The 14553-nt window shown below is 58.2% G+C and carries 16 protein-coding genes; 15 read left to right on the top strand and 1 reads right to left on the bottom strand.

The window, feature by feature from the left end:
* Window positions 1-162: 162 nt before the first annotated feature.
* The 4 genes from G6N80_RS02410 to G6N80_RS02395 all read left to right on the top strand — a co-directional run bounded on the left by G6N80_RS02410 (window position 163) and on the right by G6N80_RS02395 (window position 3896).
* Complete coding sequence (locus G6N80_RS02410) at window positions 163-699, top strand: carboxymuconolactone decarboxylase family protein (RefSeq protein ID WP_165131025.1); 537 nt, start codon at window positions 163-165, stop codon at window positions 697-699.
* Between the two features lie 68 nt (window positions 700-767).
* The gene (locus G6N80_RS02405; protein ID WP_165131023.1) at window positions 768-2387 is read left to right on the top strand and encodes an FAD/NAD(P)-binding protein; all 1620 of its coding nucleotides are present in this window, start codon (window positions 768-770) and stop codon (window positions 2385-2387) included.
* 45 nt (window positions 2388-2432) lie between these two features.
* Window positions 2433-3314: an urea carboxylase-associated family protein gene (locus G6N80_RS02400; RefSeq protein ID WP_082547330.1), complete on the top strand. Its 882-nt coding sequence runs from the start codon at window positions 2433-2435 to the stop codon at window positions 3312-3314.
* Window positions 3315-3392: 78 nt separating this feature from the next.
* Complete coding sequence (locus tag G6N80_RS02395; protein WP_165130613.1) at window positions 3393-3896, top strand: hypothetical protein; 504 nt, start codon at window positions 3393-3395, stop codon at window positions 3894-3896.
* 15 nt (window positions 3897-3911) lie between these two features.
* Here G6N80_RS02395 and phnF read toward each other — a convergent pair whose 3' ends face one another.
* The gene (gene phnF / locus G6N80_RS02390) at window positions 3912-4649 is read right to left on the bottom strand and encodes a phosphonate metabolism transcriptional regulator PhnF (protein ID WP_165132287.1); all 738 of its coding nucleotides are present in this window, start codon (window positions 4647-4649) and stop codon (window positions 3912-3914) included.
* 79 nt (window positions 4650-4728) lie between these two features.
* Here phnF and phnG point away from each other — a divergent pair, with 79 nt between their 5' ends.
* The 11 genes from phnG to phnE (G6N80_RS02335) all read left to right on the top strand — a co-directional run bounded on the left by phnG (window position 4729) and on the right by phnE (G6N80_RS02335) (window position 14514).
* Window positions 4729-5199 (top strand): phosphonate C-P lyase system protein PhnG, encoded by a 471-nt coding sequence (phnG, locus tag G6N80_RS02385; protein ID WP_425503872.1) that lies wholly within the window; start codon window positions 4729-4731, stop codon window positions 5197-5199.
* Entirely contained in the window at window positions 5199-5804 is a 606-nt protein-coding gene (phnH, locus tag G6N80_RS02380) for a phosphonate C-P lyase system protein PhnH (protein WP_165131021.1), read from the top strand. The genes phnG and phnH overlap by 1 nt, the downstream gene beginning before the upstream one ends.
* 3 nt (window positions 5805-5807) lie before the next feature.
* Complete coding sequence (locus G6N80_RS02375) at window positions 5808-6902, top strand: carbon-phosphorus lyase complex subunit (RefSeq protein ID WP_165131019.1); 1095 nt, start codon at window positions 5808-5810, stop codon at window positions 6900-6902.
* Complete coding sequence (locus G6N80_RS02370; protein WP_165131017.1) at window positions 6899-7780, top strand: alpha-D-ribose 1-methylphosphonate 5-phosphate C-P-lyase PhnJ; 882 nt, start codon at window positions 6899-6901, stop codon at window positions 7778-7780. Before G6N80_RS02375 ends, G6N80_RS02370 begins: the two co-directional genes overlap by 4 nt.
* Window positions 7777-8553 carry a phosphonate C-P lyase system protein PhnK gene (gene phnK / locus G6N80_RS02365; RefSeq protein ID WP_062556696.1) on the top strand — a complete coding sequence of 259 codons (777 nt, stop codon included), beginning with the start codon at window positions 7777-7779 and terminating at the stop codon, window positions 8551-8553. The genes G6N80_RS02370 and phnK overlap by 4 nt, the downstream gene beginning before the upstream one ends.
* Window positions 8554-8563: 10 nt before the next feature.
* Window positions 8564-9271, top strand: coding sequence for a phosphonate C-P lyase system protein PhnL (gene phnL, locus G6N80_RS02360; protein WP_165131015.1), 708 nt, complete (start codon window positions 8564-8566; stop codon window positions 9269-9271).
* The gene (locus tag G6N80_RS02355; protein WP_165131013.1) at window positions 9268-9885 is read left to right on the top strand and encodes a DapH/DapD/GlmU-related protein; all 618 of its coding nucleotides are present in this window, start codon (window positions 9268-9270) and stop codon (window positions 9883-9885) included. The genes phnL and G6N80_RS02355 overlap by 4 nt, the downstream gene beginning before the upstream one ends.
* A 213-nt stretch (window positions 9886-10098) precedes the next feature.
* Window positions 10099-10947 (top strand): phosphonate ABC transporter ATP-binding protein, encoded by an 849-nt coding sequence (gene phnC, locus G6N80_RS02350; RefSeq protein WP_165131011.1) that lies wholly within the window; start codon window positions 10099-10101, stop codon window positions 10945-10947.
* Between the two features lie 78 nt (window positions 10948-11025).
* Window positions 11026-11934, top strand: coding sequence for a phosphonate ABC transporter substrate-binding protein (phnD, locus tag G6N80_RS02345; protein ID WP_062556699.1), 909 nt, complete (start codon window positions 11026-11028; stop codon window positions 11932-11934).
* A 73-nt stretch (window positions 11935-12007) separates the two neighbouring features.
* Window positions 12008-12973, top strand: a complete 966-nt coding sequence (gene phnE, locus G6N80_RS02340; protein ID WP_062556700.1) for a phosphonate ABC transporter, permease protein PhnE — start codon at window positions 12008-12010, stop codon at window positions 12971-12973.
* Window positions 12970-14514, top strand: a complete 1545-nt coding sequence (gene phnE, locus G6N80_RS02335; RefSeq protein ID WP_425503871.1) for a phosphonate ABC transporter, permease protein PhnE — start codon at window positions 12970-12972, stop codon at window positions 14512-14514. Before phnE (G6N80_RS02340) ends, phnE (G6N80_RS02335) begins: the two co-directional genes overlap by 4 nt.
* Window positions 14515-14553: the final 39 nt, after the last annotated feature.

Genomic DNA, 14553 nt, shown 5'->3' with positions numbered 1-14553 from the left:
CATTAATCCCTATTGTTATCACTTTATATCATTTGTAAAGTCCATTTTGAGTTGCTGATGTTGCGATTTTTGGGGCTGCTTCCCGTCGGCGCAATTGCCCAGGGAAACGCTTCGCTTTGCCGCCCGTTTGAGCAGGCTGGCACAGGAAGGAGGAGGGAACGGATGACGCTTTCACCATGTCCACCACTTGGCGATGACCAGTGGCCCGAGCCGATTGAAGACTTGCGTTCAGGCTTTGCCGGACAATTGAACGTCTACAGAACCATGGCACACAATCCCGCCCTTCTGCGGGCCTGGGCACCTCTGCGCCAACATCTGGTAAAGGACAGTGCGCTGGGGCCTCAGCGTTCAGAAGTGGTCATTCTTCGCACGGGTCACCGCCTCGGTTCCCACTATGAATGGGCCCATCACGTCAGCCGTGCACGCCAGCTTGGATTCACCAATGAGCGGATTCGCGCAATCGCCGCCATGCCCGACGGAGAGGATGGACTGATCGTGCGCGCGGTCGATGCAATATTCGACCAGCATTACATCCCTCCTGAACTCGAGCGCGAACTGGCGCATACAATAGGTCAGGAGGCGGTTTTCGATCTGATTGCGACAGTCGGCTTCTACATCGTGCTGGGCGGCATTCTCATGACTTATGAAACACCCGTAGACGATGCGATTGCAGCCGAACTCGAGCGCAACCCGATCTGACCTCACCGGAACTTCTTCCTCTTCAACGCATTCTTGAGCAACAAACCAGCTTGCTCAGGACGTGTACCGTGAAAATTGCGATTGTTGGCCTTGGACCGACTGGACTTTACACATTCTCCGAACTTGTTCACGCCGACACTCCCATGGACATCACCATCTATGACGAAGGTGAATGGGCGGGCGCTGGCACACCCTATTCGCGTCAGGGCGCCAGCCGTCTCATGCTGGCAAACATCGCCAGTATCGAGATCCCGGTTCTTAATGGGGTCAGCTATCTCGACTGGCTGAAATCCTGTCCGCCCCGAATTCTCTCCGATTTCGGAATCGAGCAGGAGGATCTGAACGAGAGACTGTTCACGCCGCGCCTGCTCATCGGTTGCTACTATCACGACCAACTCCTGACCTTGCAGCAGCAGGCAGAACAGCGTGGTTATGTGGTGAGGCTTAACGAGAAGACGACCATCGTCGACATAGCGGAAAAGGCTGGTCGCCTCCGGATCGAAAGATCTGACGGTGGCGTGGATGAGGGTTTCGACCGGGTGATCGTGGCGACCGGGCATGATTTCGGGGAAGACAAGGCAAGCTCATCCTATTATCCAAACCCCTGGTGCGGCCTGCTTTCGGCAGATGTTCCCGCCGCTCGTATCGGCATCATGGGCACCTCGCTCAGCGCAATCGACGCCTGCCTGGCAGTGGTTGCACAGCACGGAGAGTTCGTTGAAGGCGATCAGGGAGAATTGACCTATCGTACCGACGAACAAGATCTGAAGGTAAGCTTCATGTCGCGCAACGGCATCCTCCCCGAAGCCGACTTCTACTGTCCAATTCCGTATGTTTCGACGACAATCATGACAGAATGCTCGCTCATGGCCTGTACGTCGAAGCCGAACGTACTGGATGCCATTTTTGATCTGTTCGCCAAGGAGATCACTCTCGCCGATCCGGCCTATGCAGCGCGGGTCAATCTGACCGATCTCGATGCAGACAGCTTCCCTGAAGCCTATTTCGCGGAACGCATGGGAGGAGACGCATTTGCCTATGCGAGGAAAAATCTGGCAGAGGTAGAGCGAAACAAGGCCGCAAAGCGGACGATAGAATGGCGATACGCCATCCTGCGCATGCATGAGCAAGTTGAAAAACTGGTGCCGTTTTTCCCAGATAGCGATCTCTCACGTTTTGAACGCGGCTTGAAACGCGTCTTCAGCGACAATTATGCCGCGGTTCCTGCGACCTCGATCCGGCGCCTGCTTGCCCTGAGGGAAGCGAATATTCTTGATGTTGTGACTTTGGATGATGATTACGAGTTGATCCGATCGCAGACGACGACAACAATTCGTTCTGGCGAAGACTCTCATGTGTTCAATGTCTTTATCGACGCACGAGGACAGAAAGCGTTGCGGACGGAGGACTTCAAGTTTCCAAGCCTGCGAAAAATCCTGGTCGAAGATGATCAGGACATTCCGGAGGTCGATGACCGGTTTGCTCTGATCTCGCCGTCGTCACTGCGAAAGCGCGTCTATCTGGCAGCCCTTCCCTACTTGATGCATGACCGGCCTTTCGTTCAAGGCATTGTGTCTTCGGCAGAAATCGGCGCAAAGGTCGCCCAGGACATTGTCTCTAACCTGGACGGTGTGCAGATCGAGGATGGACGAGAAGTTGCCTTGCAGGAAGATGTGATAGCTGCCTAATGTATCCTCAAACGTCCGTGCTGCGCCGTACGACCGCGCATCCCCATGACCAAGAGGAAGACATTCGTGAAGCCAAAGGCAGCCCACCCAGCGCCAACCGACGCACTCCAGCGCAAATCGGTCAAACCGGTCGTCTGCTATCCGACAGATACGCTTCCCCGCCCGAATATAAGCGCCTACCAGGCACTCCGCGGTGACCTCGAACTCATTGAAACGGTTGTCATCCCCCCGCGTGAGGCCCGGACGTGGGAAGTTCCGGCCGGTCATTTCTGCCGCATGCTATGCACGGAAGGGCCGCAGGTTGGCGATCTCAACCTTTTCAATCTGCATGATCTTTCCGAGCGATTCTATAGCGGGAAGACACGCGCTCTGAACGGCACGCATGTCGGCGTCGGCGATCAGCTTTTCTCAAGCTTCCCCTATCTGCGGCCGATCGCAACCATTACCTACGATACGCTGGACTGGTATGGCTTCGATGAATTCGGCGGTTCCGTGCATGATGTGATCGGAACGCGTTGCGACCCTTATACACATAATCTGCTCAGCCACGGCGGGCAGTATCACCACTGCTGCCATTCCAACCTGACGCGTGCTCTGGCGCAGAAAACCGGCCTTACCCTGCCGGAGGCGGAACCCCACGTCCATGACGTTCTGAACGTTTTCATGTGCACCGGCTTCACCCGCGATACGGGCCAGTATTTCATGAAGGCGAGCCCGGTTCGTCCGGGAGACTATCTGGAATTTTTTGCAGAGATCGATCTTCTCGGATGCATGTCAGCCTGTCCCGGAGGCGATTGCTCGTCTGAGCATTCGTCGGATACTGCCGCCTGCTACCCGATGATCGTTGAAATCTACCGCCCACGCGAGGCACCAGCCGGATGGAAGAGTCCGGCCGTCAACGGTTATGACCGCAGCCACGGCGCATGATGTGATTTTCACGTATCCTGCTGAAGGATGCCATGATAGGAGCGGCTCGCTTCTAGAACAAAACGGGCCGCTTGGACTATGACACCTGCCTTCTACGCCGATTACATCGCAGACCTTCAATCTTTGCTGGGGCAAGTCGATGTTTCAGCGGATGATTTGCAGACATTTGATGTGCACATCGAACTGGCGGCTGCTGGAAGCCTGATCGTTTATGAAAGCAAGCGGCGCAAAGGTTTGACGGACAGCCTGTTTTACGGTCGCCCCAAGGGCAGCGCTTCGAACCAGAAGATTTCGAAGGAAACGGCCTTCAATGCAGTGAGCCGCTTTTTCTCGCTTGGCCAGTTTCTGGCGCTGACGGACAAAGCCTCGGATACACTTCGACTCAGTGACGAGTTTCCGCACTGCGCTGTCAGAATTTCCTATCGCAAGAAGGGCAGTCCCAAGGCTCAATCCATGGTCATGGTATTCATCGGCTTCAACGACGAAGCTGATGCACTGGCCTATGCAAAGTCCATCGATGCGCCGGAAATGCTGATCGCTGACCGTCCCTATAACGGCAAGCGTATCTACGAATGGAAGTAACCGGTTTCTAGACTTTCAGAATCGGATGCTGAACTGAACACGATCCGCCGGAAAACGGGTGATGGAATACTGGATCGGCTGATCGGCGAGATCCGTGTTCAGGGATCGGGTCACCAGCATGATGGCGCCCGGCGTAAGCCCCAGAATATCGAGATCCTCCTGATCGGCATGGACGGCGGAAACCTCGGTCGATTTGCGTAGATAATCTGTCACGCCAAAATCCAAAAATGCTTTGGTTATCGACTGTTTGCGCCTGAAAGCTTCAGCAAAGCCAGCGAAACGCTGACCTGGAAGCCACGTGATGGCGCGGCCCACCGCCTGGCCGTCAGCGCTACGACGCGTTTCCAGCCGGCAGACATCCGCACCGACCGATAAGCCGAGATAGGTCGCCACTTCGGCATCCGCTTGTTCCATGCATTCCCGCAGGAGTTCGCCGCTGAATTGCTGTGCCTGATCCGCCAGACCTGCCGTGAAGCGCGTGCGCGGACTAATGGGAAAATCGAAGCGGTCTTTGCGGGCAATGCGGGTGCCCTTCCCCTTTTCCACCAGCAACAAGCCCTCGTCTGATAGCGCCGCAATCGCTGCGCGGACGGTGTGGCGGTTGACGCCAAATTCCGTCGCCAATTGCATTTCAGACGGCAAAGTGCCCGCCTGGTCGTAAAGGCCTGCAGAGACGTTTGTGCGAATACGATCCGCGATCTGCCGCCAGATGGCGACCCCCTTCTGACGCTGCAACATGCCCACCCCTGTCATATGCGTGTCACGCACAGGTTCTAAAACTCTCATCAGTTGTCTAGATGTCTAGATAACTAGACAAGTGGAGTCAAGCGCTGTGATCGAAACCGCAGAAACTCATTCCTCCGGTCAGTTGGATGCCAAGCGCGCTCTGGCGCTGCTGGCCCGCGCCGACCATCAGACTTTGAAGCAAGTCTGGGACGGCCTTTCGGCCAAGCCGCAATTCCGAAAAATCCGTGGACCAGAAGTTGGCCTCGTCATGGTCAAGGGTCGTATCGGCGGTGGCGGCGACCCGTTCAATCTGGGCGAGGCAGGCGTTTGCCGTGCCTCAATCGAGACGGCTGCAGGCGTGGTTGGCCATAGCTATCGCCTGGGCACGGACAAAGCTGCCGCTGAGCTGGGTGCTGTTCTGCACGCTCTTTGGCAAAGCGACGAGTACCGCCAGCATATCGAGAGCACGCTTCTGAGCCCGATCGAACAGCGTGCTGAAGCGGAAGCCCGCACCCGCAGCCAGCAAACGGCGGCCACGAAGGTCGAATTCTTTACAATGGTGAGAGGCGAAGACTGATGGTCGCAACAGCAACTCTTCTTCCCGGATTTGCAGATCCGGTTTTCGACGCCCAAAGCAGTTTTCGCGCAGCCATGGATGCACTGGCGCGTCCCAGTACCGTCCAGCAAATAGGCTGCCCGCTGACCCCGCCGAAAGGCCTCAGCGCCGCGTCTGCAGCCCTGATGCTGACGCTCTGTGATTATGATACGCCGGTCTATCTGTCTGCAGCACTGGCTCAAGGTGCCGTTCCCGGCTGGCTCGGCTTTCATGCCGGAGCCAAGGTCACGAGTGACAAATCCACCTCCGCCTTCGCCTTCTTCGACAAGAGCAGCCCCCTGCCTGCGTTCAGCCAGTTTTCTCAGGGCACGCAGGATTATCCCGACCGCTCTACGACGATTGTTCTCGAAGTTGCCAGCCTCGAGGGCGGCGCACGGCTTTCGCTCTCCGGCCCCGGCATCAAGGGCGCGAACGAGATTTCGTCGGTCGGACTGCCTGCCACTTTTCTCGATCAATGGCGCGCCAACCGCGCGCTGTTTCCACGCGGCATTGACCTGATCCTGACCTGCGGCAACCGTCTGATCGGCCTGCCACGTACGGTCACGATCAAGGCTCTGGAGGTCTGAACCATGTATGTTGCCGTCAAAGGTGGGGAAACCGCCATCGCCAACGCCCATCAACTTCTGGCCGACCGCCGCCGGGGCAATCGCGATCTTCCAGCCATCACCATCGAGCAGATTGCCGAGCAGCTGGCGCTCTCGGTCGATCGCGTCATGGCGGAAGCATCGCTCTATGACCGTTCACTTGCAGCATTGGCTGTGAAGCAATCCCGAGGCGACCTGATCGAGGCAATCTTTCTGCTGCGGGCCTATCGCACCACGCTGCCGCGCTTCGGTACATCAGAGCCGATCAATACCGCCAGGATGCAGATCGAGCGGCGCGTTTCCGCCACCTACAAGGATCTGCCGGGCGGCCAGCTTTTGGGGCCAACTTTTGACTATACGCACCGTCTGCTGGACCCTGATCTGCTTCACGATACGCCCGTTGAAGCGCCCGTTGGCAGGTCCGACGCGGATGAGCCGGTCATGCGTGTCAGTGAAATTCTGGCGGGCGAAGGTCTGATCGAAGCGGATGGCGAGCTTCCATCAGAGCACATCGCCGGTGACCTGACCCGCGAGCCGATGGAATTTCCGATGCCGCGCGACTTGCGCCTTCAGGCACTGGCACGCGGTGACGAGGGCTTTCTGCTGGCTCTGGGTTATTCCACACAGCGCGGTTATGGCCGCACGCATCCCTTCGTCGGGGAAATCCGCATCGGTCTGGTGGAGGTTGAACTGGATGTGCCGGAACTGGGCTTTGCCGTTTCTCTCGGTGCAATCCGCGTGACGGAATGCCAGATGGTGAACCAGTTCAAGGGTTCCGCCAAGGCACCGCCGCAGTTCACCCGCGGCTATGGCCTCGTCTTCGGCCAGAGCGAACGCAAGGCCATGTCCATGTCGCTGGTGGACCGGGCGCTCAGAACGCAAGAGTTTGGCGAAGATGTTATTGCCCCGGCGCAGGACGAGGAATTTGTCATTTCCCACTGCGACAACGTGCAGGCAACCGGCTTCGTGGAGCACCTGAAACTGCCGCATTACGTGGATTTCCAGGCCGAACTGGATCTTGTGCGCCGTATGCGCACCAAGCACGCCCAATCTCAGCATCATCAGGAGGCCGCCGAATGACTGCGCTGGCAGACTATAACTTTGCCTATCTGGATGAGCAGACCAAGCGGATGATCCGTCGGGCCATCCTGAAGGCCATTGCCATTCCCGGCTATCAGGTGCCGTTCGCAAGCCGCGAAATGCCCATGCCCTACGGCTGGGGAACCGGCGGCGTGCAGGTGACCGCCGCCATTCTGGGGCCGCATGATGTGCTCAAAGTCATCGATCAGGGCGCTGACGACACCACGAACGCCGTCTCCATTCGCGCCTTCTTCCAGAAGGTCGCCAATGTTGCGGTGACCACGAAAACGTCGGAAGCAACGATCATCCAGACCCGCCACCGCATTCCGGAGGAAACCCTCGGCGAGAGCCAGGTGCTGGTCTATCAGGTGCCGATCCCCGAACCCTTGCGATTTCTCGAGCCGCGCGAAACCGAAACACGGCAGATGCATGCGCTGGAAGAATACGGCCTGATGCACGTCAAGCTGTATGAAGATATCGCCCGCCATGGACGGATCGCCACGACCTATGCTTATCCGGTGAAGGTTGCCGGACGCTATGTCATGGACCCCTCGCCGACGCCGAAATTCGATAATCCGAAGATGAACCAGTCGGCAGCCCTTCAGTTGTTCGGTGCCGGACGCGAAAAGCGCATCTATGCCGTACCGCCCTATACCGATGTCGTGAGCCTCGATTTCGAGGATCACCCCTTCGAAGTGCAAACCTTCGAAAAGCCCTGTGCGCTCTGCGGTGCGCGCCACGTCTATCTCGATGAGGTGGTTCTGGATGACAGGGGCGGCCGCATGTTCGTCTGCTCCGACACCGATTTTTGCGAAACCCGCCGGGAAGAGGGCCATCGCGGCGAGATGCTGGCCGAAATGAAGGAGGCAGCGGAATGAGCGATCAACCTCTTCTGAATGTGCGTGGCGTTTCCAAATTCTACGGAAGCCGCATCGGCTGCACGGATGTGAGCTTCGATCTCTGGCCCGGCGAAGTGCTCGCCATTGTCGGAGAATCCGGTTCCGGCAAGACAACACTGCTGAATTGCCTCGCAACGCGATTGATGCCGACGACCGGCTGCGTGCAGTATCGCATGCGGGACGGCAATCTGCGCGATCTCTACCAGATGAGCGATGCCGAGCGCCGCTTTCTGATGCGAACGGACTGGGGCTTCGTACACCAGAACCCGGCAGATGGTCTGCGGATGACGGTGTCCGCCGGTGCCAATGTGGGCGAACGGCTGATGGCTGTCGGCAATCGTCATTACGGCAATATCCGCAGTACGGCGACCGACTGGCTGGAACGGGTTGAAATCGCACAAGACCGCATAGACGACCAGCCGCGTGCCTTTTCCGGCGGCATGCGCCAGCGGTTGCAGATCGCCCGCAACCTCGTGACCTCGCCACGTCTCGTCTTCATGGATGAGCCGACCGGCGGTCTGGACGTATCGGTGCAGGCGCGTTTGCTCGATCTGGTGCGGGGGCTGGTCAGCGATCTTGGTCTAGCCGTCATTGTCGTGACGCATGATCTGGCCGTAGCCCGTCTTCTGTCCCATCGCATGATGGTGATGAAGGGTGGACGAGTGATCGAGCAGGGCCTGACGGACCGTGTGCTGGATGACCCGCGCGAACCCTACACCCAGCTTCTCGTATCTTCGATCCTTCAGGTTTAGGAGCTTTGTCGTGACCACTCCCCTCATCGTCTCCGACGTTTCGAAAAGCTTCACCATGCATCTGCGTGGCGGCTTGCGCCTGCCGGTCGTTTCCAATGTCAGTTTCTCGCTGGCGGCAGGTGAATGCGTCGTGCTGGGCGGCCCGTCCGGTATCGGCAAAAGCTCAATCCTCAAAATGCTCTACGGCAACTATGCGGTCGATACAGGCCAGATCCTCGTTCGCAACGGGGAGCAGATCATCGATCTGGCCTCTGCCGAACCGCGTGTGGTGCTGCAAACCCGCCGGGATGTACTGGGCTATGTCAGCCAGTTTCTGCGCACGGTTCCCCGTGTCTCCGCTCTTGATGTGGTGGCTGAACCGCTGGTTGCGTGTGGCACATCTGTGTCGGAAGCCCGCGAACGGGCGGAAGCTTTGCTCGCTCGCCTGAACCTGCCAAAGGATCTTTGGCAGCTGCCACCTGCCACCTTTTCCGGCGGGGAGCAGCAGCGTGTCAACATAGCCCGCGGCTTCATTACAGATCATCGGGTTCTGCTTCTGGATGAGCCGACGGCTTCGCTGGATGCCGCCAATCGCGCCATCGTGGTGGATATGATCCGCGCCAAGAAGGATCAGGGTGTCGCGCTGCTCGGCATCTTCCATGATGAGGAAGTGCGTGAAGCCGTCGCAGACCGCATTCTGGATGTCTCACAATTTTCGCCCCGAAAGGTCGCCGCATGAGCCGCGTATTGAGCGAAGCGCCAAGCATTCATGAGACGGCGAAAGTCGAAAACACGACTTTCGGTCGCTATACAGAAGTAGCCGAGTTCTGCCGCATTCGCGACTGCGCGATTGGCGATTATTCCTACATCATGGAGCACGGCCATCTCTGGAATGTGGAGATCGGCAAGTTCTCCAATATCGCCGCCTTCGTACGCATGAATGCCACGCATCACCCCATGGAGCGGGCTACACTCCACCACTTCACCTATCGCGCCGGCAACTACTGGCCGGGACAGGCTGAGGATGAAGAAGATTTCTTCGCTGCGCGCCGCGCTAACCGGGTGGTGATTGGCCACGACACCTGGATCGGTCACGGTGCAACGCTGCTGGCTGGCGTGAAAATTGGCAATGGTGCCGTGGTTGGCGCAGGCGCGGTCATTTCGAAAGACGTGGCCCCCTATACCGTGGTCGGCGGCGTGCCCGCAAAGCTGATCCGCGAGCGCTTTCCGGCTGACGTAGCGGAGCGGATGGAGCGCCTTGCCTGGTGGGACTGGAGCCATGACCGCTTGTTCGAAGCTTTGGACGATTTCCGCAGTCTGGAAGCTGACGCATTCCTGCAAAAATACGCATGAAAGCAAGTAAAATCTGCGCGTTAGCAGATTTTACATTTCTTACACAAAACGGACATCGGCACTTTACATTAGCGCAGTATGGCTTGGCTCGAGATCACCGGATGGTGCGAGCTGAGCAGGGGAATGAGCGAGGCAACGGCTCGAATTCCCCGAAAACCGGTTCCCGCTTTTCGATCCGTTACTCTGGCGTCAATGAAGGACGAAGGACAAACCATGCGCTTTCAGCTGGAAAACCTGACACGAAAATTCGGCACCAATACCGCCGTGGACAGGGTTAGCCTGGATATCCCATCGGGCCAGATGGTCGGCATCATCGGGCGTTCGGGGGCTGGCAAATCCACCTTGCTGCGCATGATCAACCGATTGGTCGATCCTTCCGAGGGCAGCATCCGCTTCGGCGAAATGGAAGTATCCACGTTGACAGGTCCAGCACTACGGCGCTGGCATCGCGACTGCGCCATGATCTTCCAGCAGTTCAATCTGGTGCCGCGTCTGGATGTTCTGACGAATGTGTTGCTGGGTCGACTGAACCATCGCTCCACCGCGCTCAGCGTGCTTGGCCTTTTTACCCGTGAAGAGCGATTGATGGCAATTGCGGCGCTTGAGCGGTTGGGGATAGAACAGACCGCACTGCAGCCGGCAGGCACTCTTTCCGGCGGCCAGCAGCAACGCGTTGCCATTGCCCGCGCCCTGATGCAGGCACCGAAAATGGTTCTGGCCGATGAGCCGATCGCCTCACTCGATCCGCTGAATGCCAAGATCGTGATGGATGCCCTGCGCGAAATCAACGAACGCGAAGGCATTACTGTCATTACCAACCTCCACACGCTGGATACGGCGCGCAACTACTGCGAACGCATCATTGGCATGGCAAAGGGCAAGGTCGTGTTTGACGGCACACCGAACGAACTGGATGCCGATGCCGTACGCCGCATCTATGGCTCCGAACAGGGCGGCATCGACGAGGCCATGACCTCGAGCTCCATCTCTCTTCCCGGTGCTGCAAGCAGCAGCACGAAGACATCTGCGGGGCAGATACGCTGGGCCACGGGCACTGCGTAATCCGCAACGATCGACGGCCCGCGTCAAGGGCAAGTGCTTTCACATCCCACCAATCCATCCGTTACAGGGGATCGAACCATGTTGAAGAAAACCCTCCTTGCCGCCGCAGCGCTTCTTTCGCTGGTGGGTGGTGCATCTGCCGCAGACATGAAGGAATTCCGCATTGGCCTCATCGGCGGCGAGAATGAAGCAGACCGCCTGCGCAACAACCAGTGCCTTGTCGATCACCTGAAGAAGGAATTCGGTTTCGAGAAGGTCTCGCTCTTCCCGGCAGCGGACTATGACGGCGTCATCCAGGGCCTGCTTGGCGGTACGCTGGACTATGCAGAGCTTGGTGCTGCTGGCTATGCCAAGGCCTATCTCGCAGATCCGAAGGCCGTGGAGCCAATCTTCACGACGGTTCAGACCGATGGTGCGATGGGCTATTACTCGATCATGGTTGCTCGCAAGGATAGCGGCATGACCAAGGTCACCGACATCAAGGGCAAGAAGCTGGGCTTTGCCGATCCGGACTCCACCTCCGGCTACCTGATCCCGACCGTCACACTGCCTGCTGCCATCGGCAACGTCCCCGTGAAGCAGTATGTGGGTTCCACCGGCTTTGGCGGCGGTCATGAAAACCTAGTTCTCGAAGTGCTGAAAGGCAATTTCGATGCCGGCACGACCTTTGGTTCTGGCGTTGGCAATTTCAAGGACGGCTACACTTCCGGCAACCTGCGCAAAATGGTGGAAAAGGGCATCCTGAACATGGATGACCTCGTCGAGCTCTGGAAGTCGCCGCTGATCCCGAATGGCCCGATCGTTGTTCGCAGCTCGATCACGCCGGACATGAAGAAGAAGATCACTGCCTTCATGATGGACCTGCCGAAGAAGGACGCAGCCTGCTTCTCCGCCATCCAGGGCGGGGCGTTCAAGGGCTATGCCGAAGTAAACGTCGACTTCTACAAGCCGATCATCGACGCCCGCAAAGCCACCATCGGCGGCTGATCAGCCAGCCAACCAGGCGGCGGCCTCACTGGTCGAGGCCGCCGTTCCCTTTTCGCGCAAGATGAGCCAGATCATGAACAGCAGCAAAATGTCCGGTCCTGTGCTTTCCCAAAGCGGTCAGCTCGTCGAGCAGCATTGGCGCGAGCTGAACGGCCGCCGCCGGACCTATACGGTACTCGGCAGCCTTGCCCTGTTGCTCGCTCTTTCGGGTTCGCTCTGGTATGCCAACGATGCCAATTCCGGCAAATTCTTTGATCGTCTTCCGCATCTGTTCGATTTTCTGCAGGTCTTCGTTCCTCGCGACGGTATGGAAATCTTCCGCGCCATGTTCGACCTGCCCTCCCCTTACGATGACGGAAGCCTGAAATACGACTATCCCGATGGCCGTCACTACCTGACCGACAGCTTTTATATTCCGGAATATTTCTACCGCATGCTGGAGACGGTCAACATTGCCATCTTCTCCACCATCATCGGCGCACTGGGCGGCTTCTGCCTCTGCTTTCTGGCTGCACGCAACATGACGCCAAGCCGCTGGCTGCGTTGGCCGGTACGCCGTTTCATGGAGGTTCTGCGTGCATTTCCGGAAGTCGTTATTGCCGGTTTCATTCTGGCGATCTTCTCCATCGGCCCCATTCCGGGCATCGTCGCCATCTCCGTCCACACGATCGGTGCCCTGGGCAAGCTGTTCTTCGAAGTCGTCGAAAACGCTGACATGAAGCCGGATGAGGGTCTGCGTGCCGTCGGCGGCAGCTGGCTTGAGCGGCTGTGGTTTGGCATGGTTCCGCAGGTGATGCCGAACTTTTCCAGCTACATTCTTCTTCGCCTCGAGATCAACGTGCGCGCCTCCACCATCATCGGCGCTGTCGGCGGCGGTGGTATCGGTGAGGCTCTGCGACTTTCGATCAGCCGGGGCGATGCGGCGAAAACCATCGCCATGATCATTCTTCTTCTCCTCACCGTGATTGCTGTGGACCAGTTTTCCGCCTGGCTGCGCAAGAAGCTGGTGGGCGAGCAATCTTTCCAGATGAGTGCGTGACCGCCATGACCCTGCTTTCGACACCCGAATACGAACGTCTGGCGGCCCGCCACGAGCACCTTCTGACGCAGAGCACCTGGAAGACCTATCGTGCGCCGCTGCTTGCCACGGGCCTGATTGTCTACTTCATGTTCTGCTGGTGGTTTTTCTCCATCGGCAAGGTTCTGGGAAGTGCCAACTACAGCATTGCGGGCAATTATCTCGCGGACTGGGTTTCCTACGAAATCCGCCCGGAGCTCAACATAGATCGTGATGGTGCCATCACCATCTCCTATTCGCGGTTCGATCCCATCGGGCCGAACCCGAACCCGGACTGGATCAAATCCGAAACGGCAACCGTGACCCGACAGCCCGTTGCGAGTGCGCAGCCGGAGGCTCCTTCCGCATCAGCCCCCGCACCTGCACCTGCACCTGCACCTGCGGTACCTGCCTTCAACTTCATGGCAAACGCGCCAAAGGCCGAAGCAGCAACCAGCACCACGACCATCGCGAAAGCTCCGGTCACGGAAACAGCCATCGTCAAGTCCAGCATCGACCTTGGTCGCAGTGCCAAGATCGTGGTGGATCATCAGACCGTCGTTCTGACGCACGGCAGCGAAACCGTGGAACTGAAGCTGGATAATGCCGCCGGCACAGTGACAGCACAGGCGCCGCTGCCCACGTGGGTGGAGCAGCGGATGGCCGGTGGTCGCGCCTATGCCTATTTCGGCTTCGTCGGCTGGGCGGAAGTGTCTGCAGACCGTGTGCGCATTCACAACCGCTTCTTTGGCTGGGCCAACTTTTTCTTCGACATCAACTCCGCCTTCTTCGGCAAGTCTCCCGGTGAGATCCTTACCCTTGTGACAAGCGGCCCGCGCATTGATGCGAGCCAAAGCAACCTTTCGCTCGCCTGGAACGATATTCTCTATAACCCGTCCTGGCAGCATCTGGACGTGTGGAGCAAGCTGCTGCAAACGCTGGTCATGGCTTTTGTCGGCACGGTGCTGGCCACGCTGCTTTCCTTCCCGCTTGCCTTCATCGCGGCCCGAAATATTACCCGCAACCGACCGTTGAACCAGTTCACCAAGCGGCTGTTCGACTTCCTGAGGTCGGTGGACATGCTGATCTGGGCGCTGTTCTTCACCCGCGCCTTCGGTCCCGGACCTCTGGCCGGTATCTCGGCCATTTTCTTCACCGATACGGGCACGCTCGGGAAACTCTATGCCGAGGCGCTGGAGAACCTGGATGACAAGCAGCGCGAGGGCGTGAAGTCGGTTGGTGCCTCACCGCTCGCCATCCAGCGTTATGGTGTCGTGCCGCAGGTTCTGCCGATCTTTGCATCGCAAGCGCTGTATTTCTGGGAGTCGAACACACGCTCGGCCACCATCATCGGCGCTGTCGGCGCAGGCGGGATCGGTTTGAAACTCTGGGAGGCCATGCGCACGAACTCCAACTGGGAGAACGTTTGCTACATGGTGCTTCTCATCCTCCTCGTCGTTTTCATCTTCGATGGCATCTCGAACGCGCTGCGATCCCGGCTCATCGGCACGGCACGCCATTAAGCGAGCCACACGCAATCACCCTGCGCAAGCAGCCCATGC

The sequence above is a fragment of the Rhizobium rhizoryzae genome, assembly GCF_011046895.1.
Classification (GTDB): Bacteria; Pseudomonadota; Alphaproteobacteria; order Rhizobiales; family Rhizobiaceae; genus Neorhizobium; species Neorhizobium rhizoryzae.
Note: the sequence above shows the minus strand (reverse complement) of the source record. Positions and strands in the feature narration are given on the sequence as shown.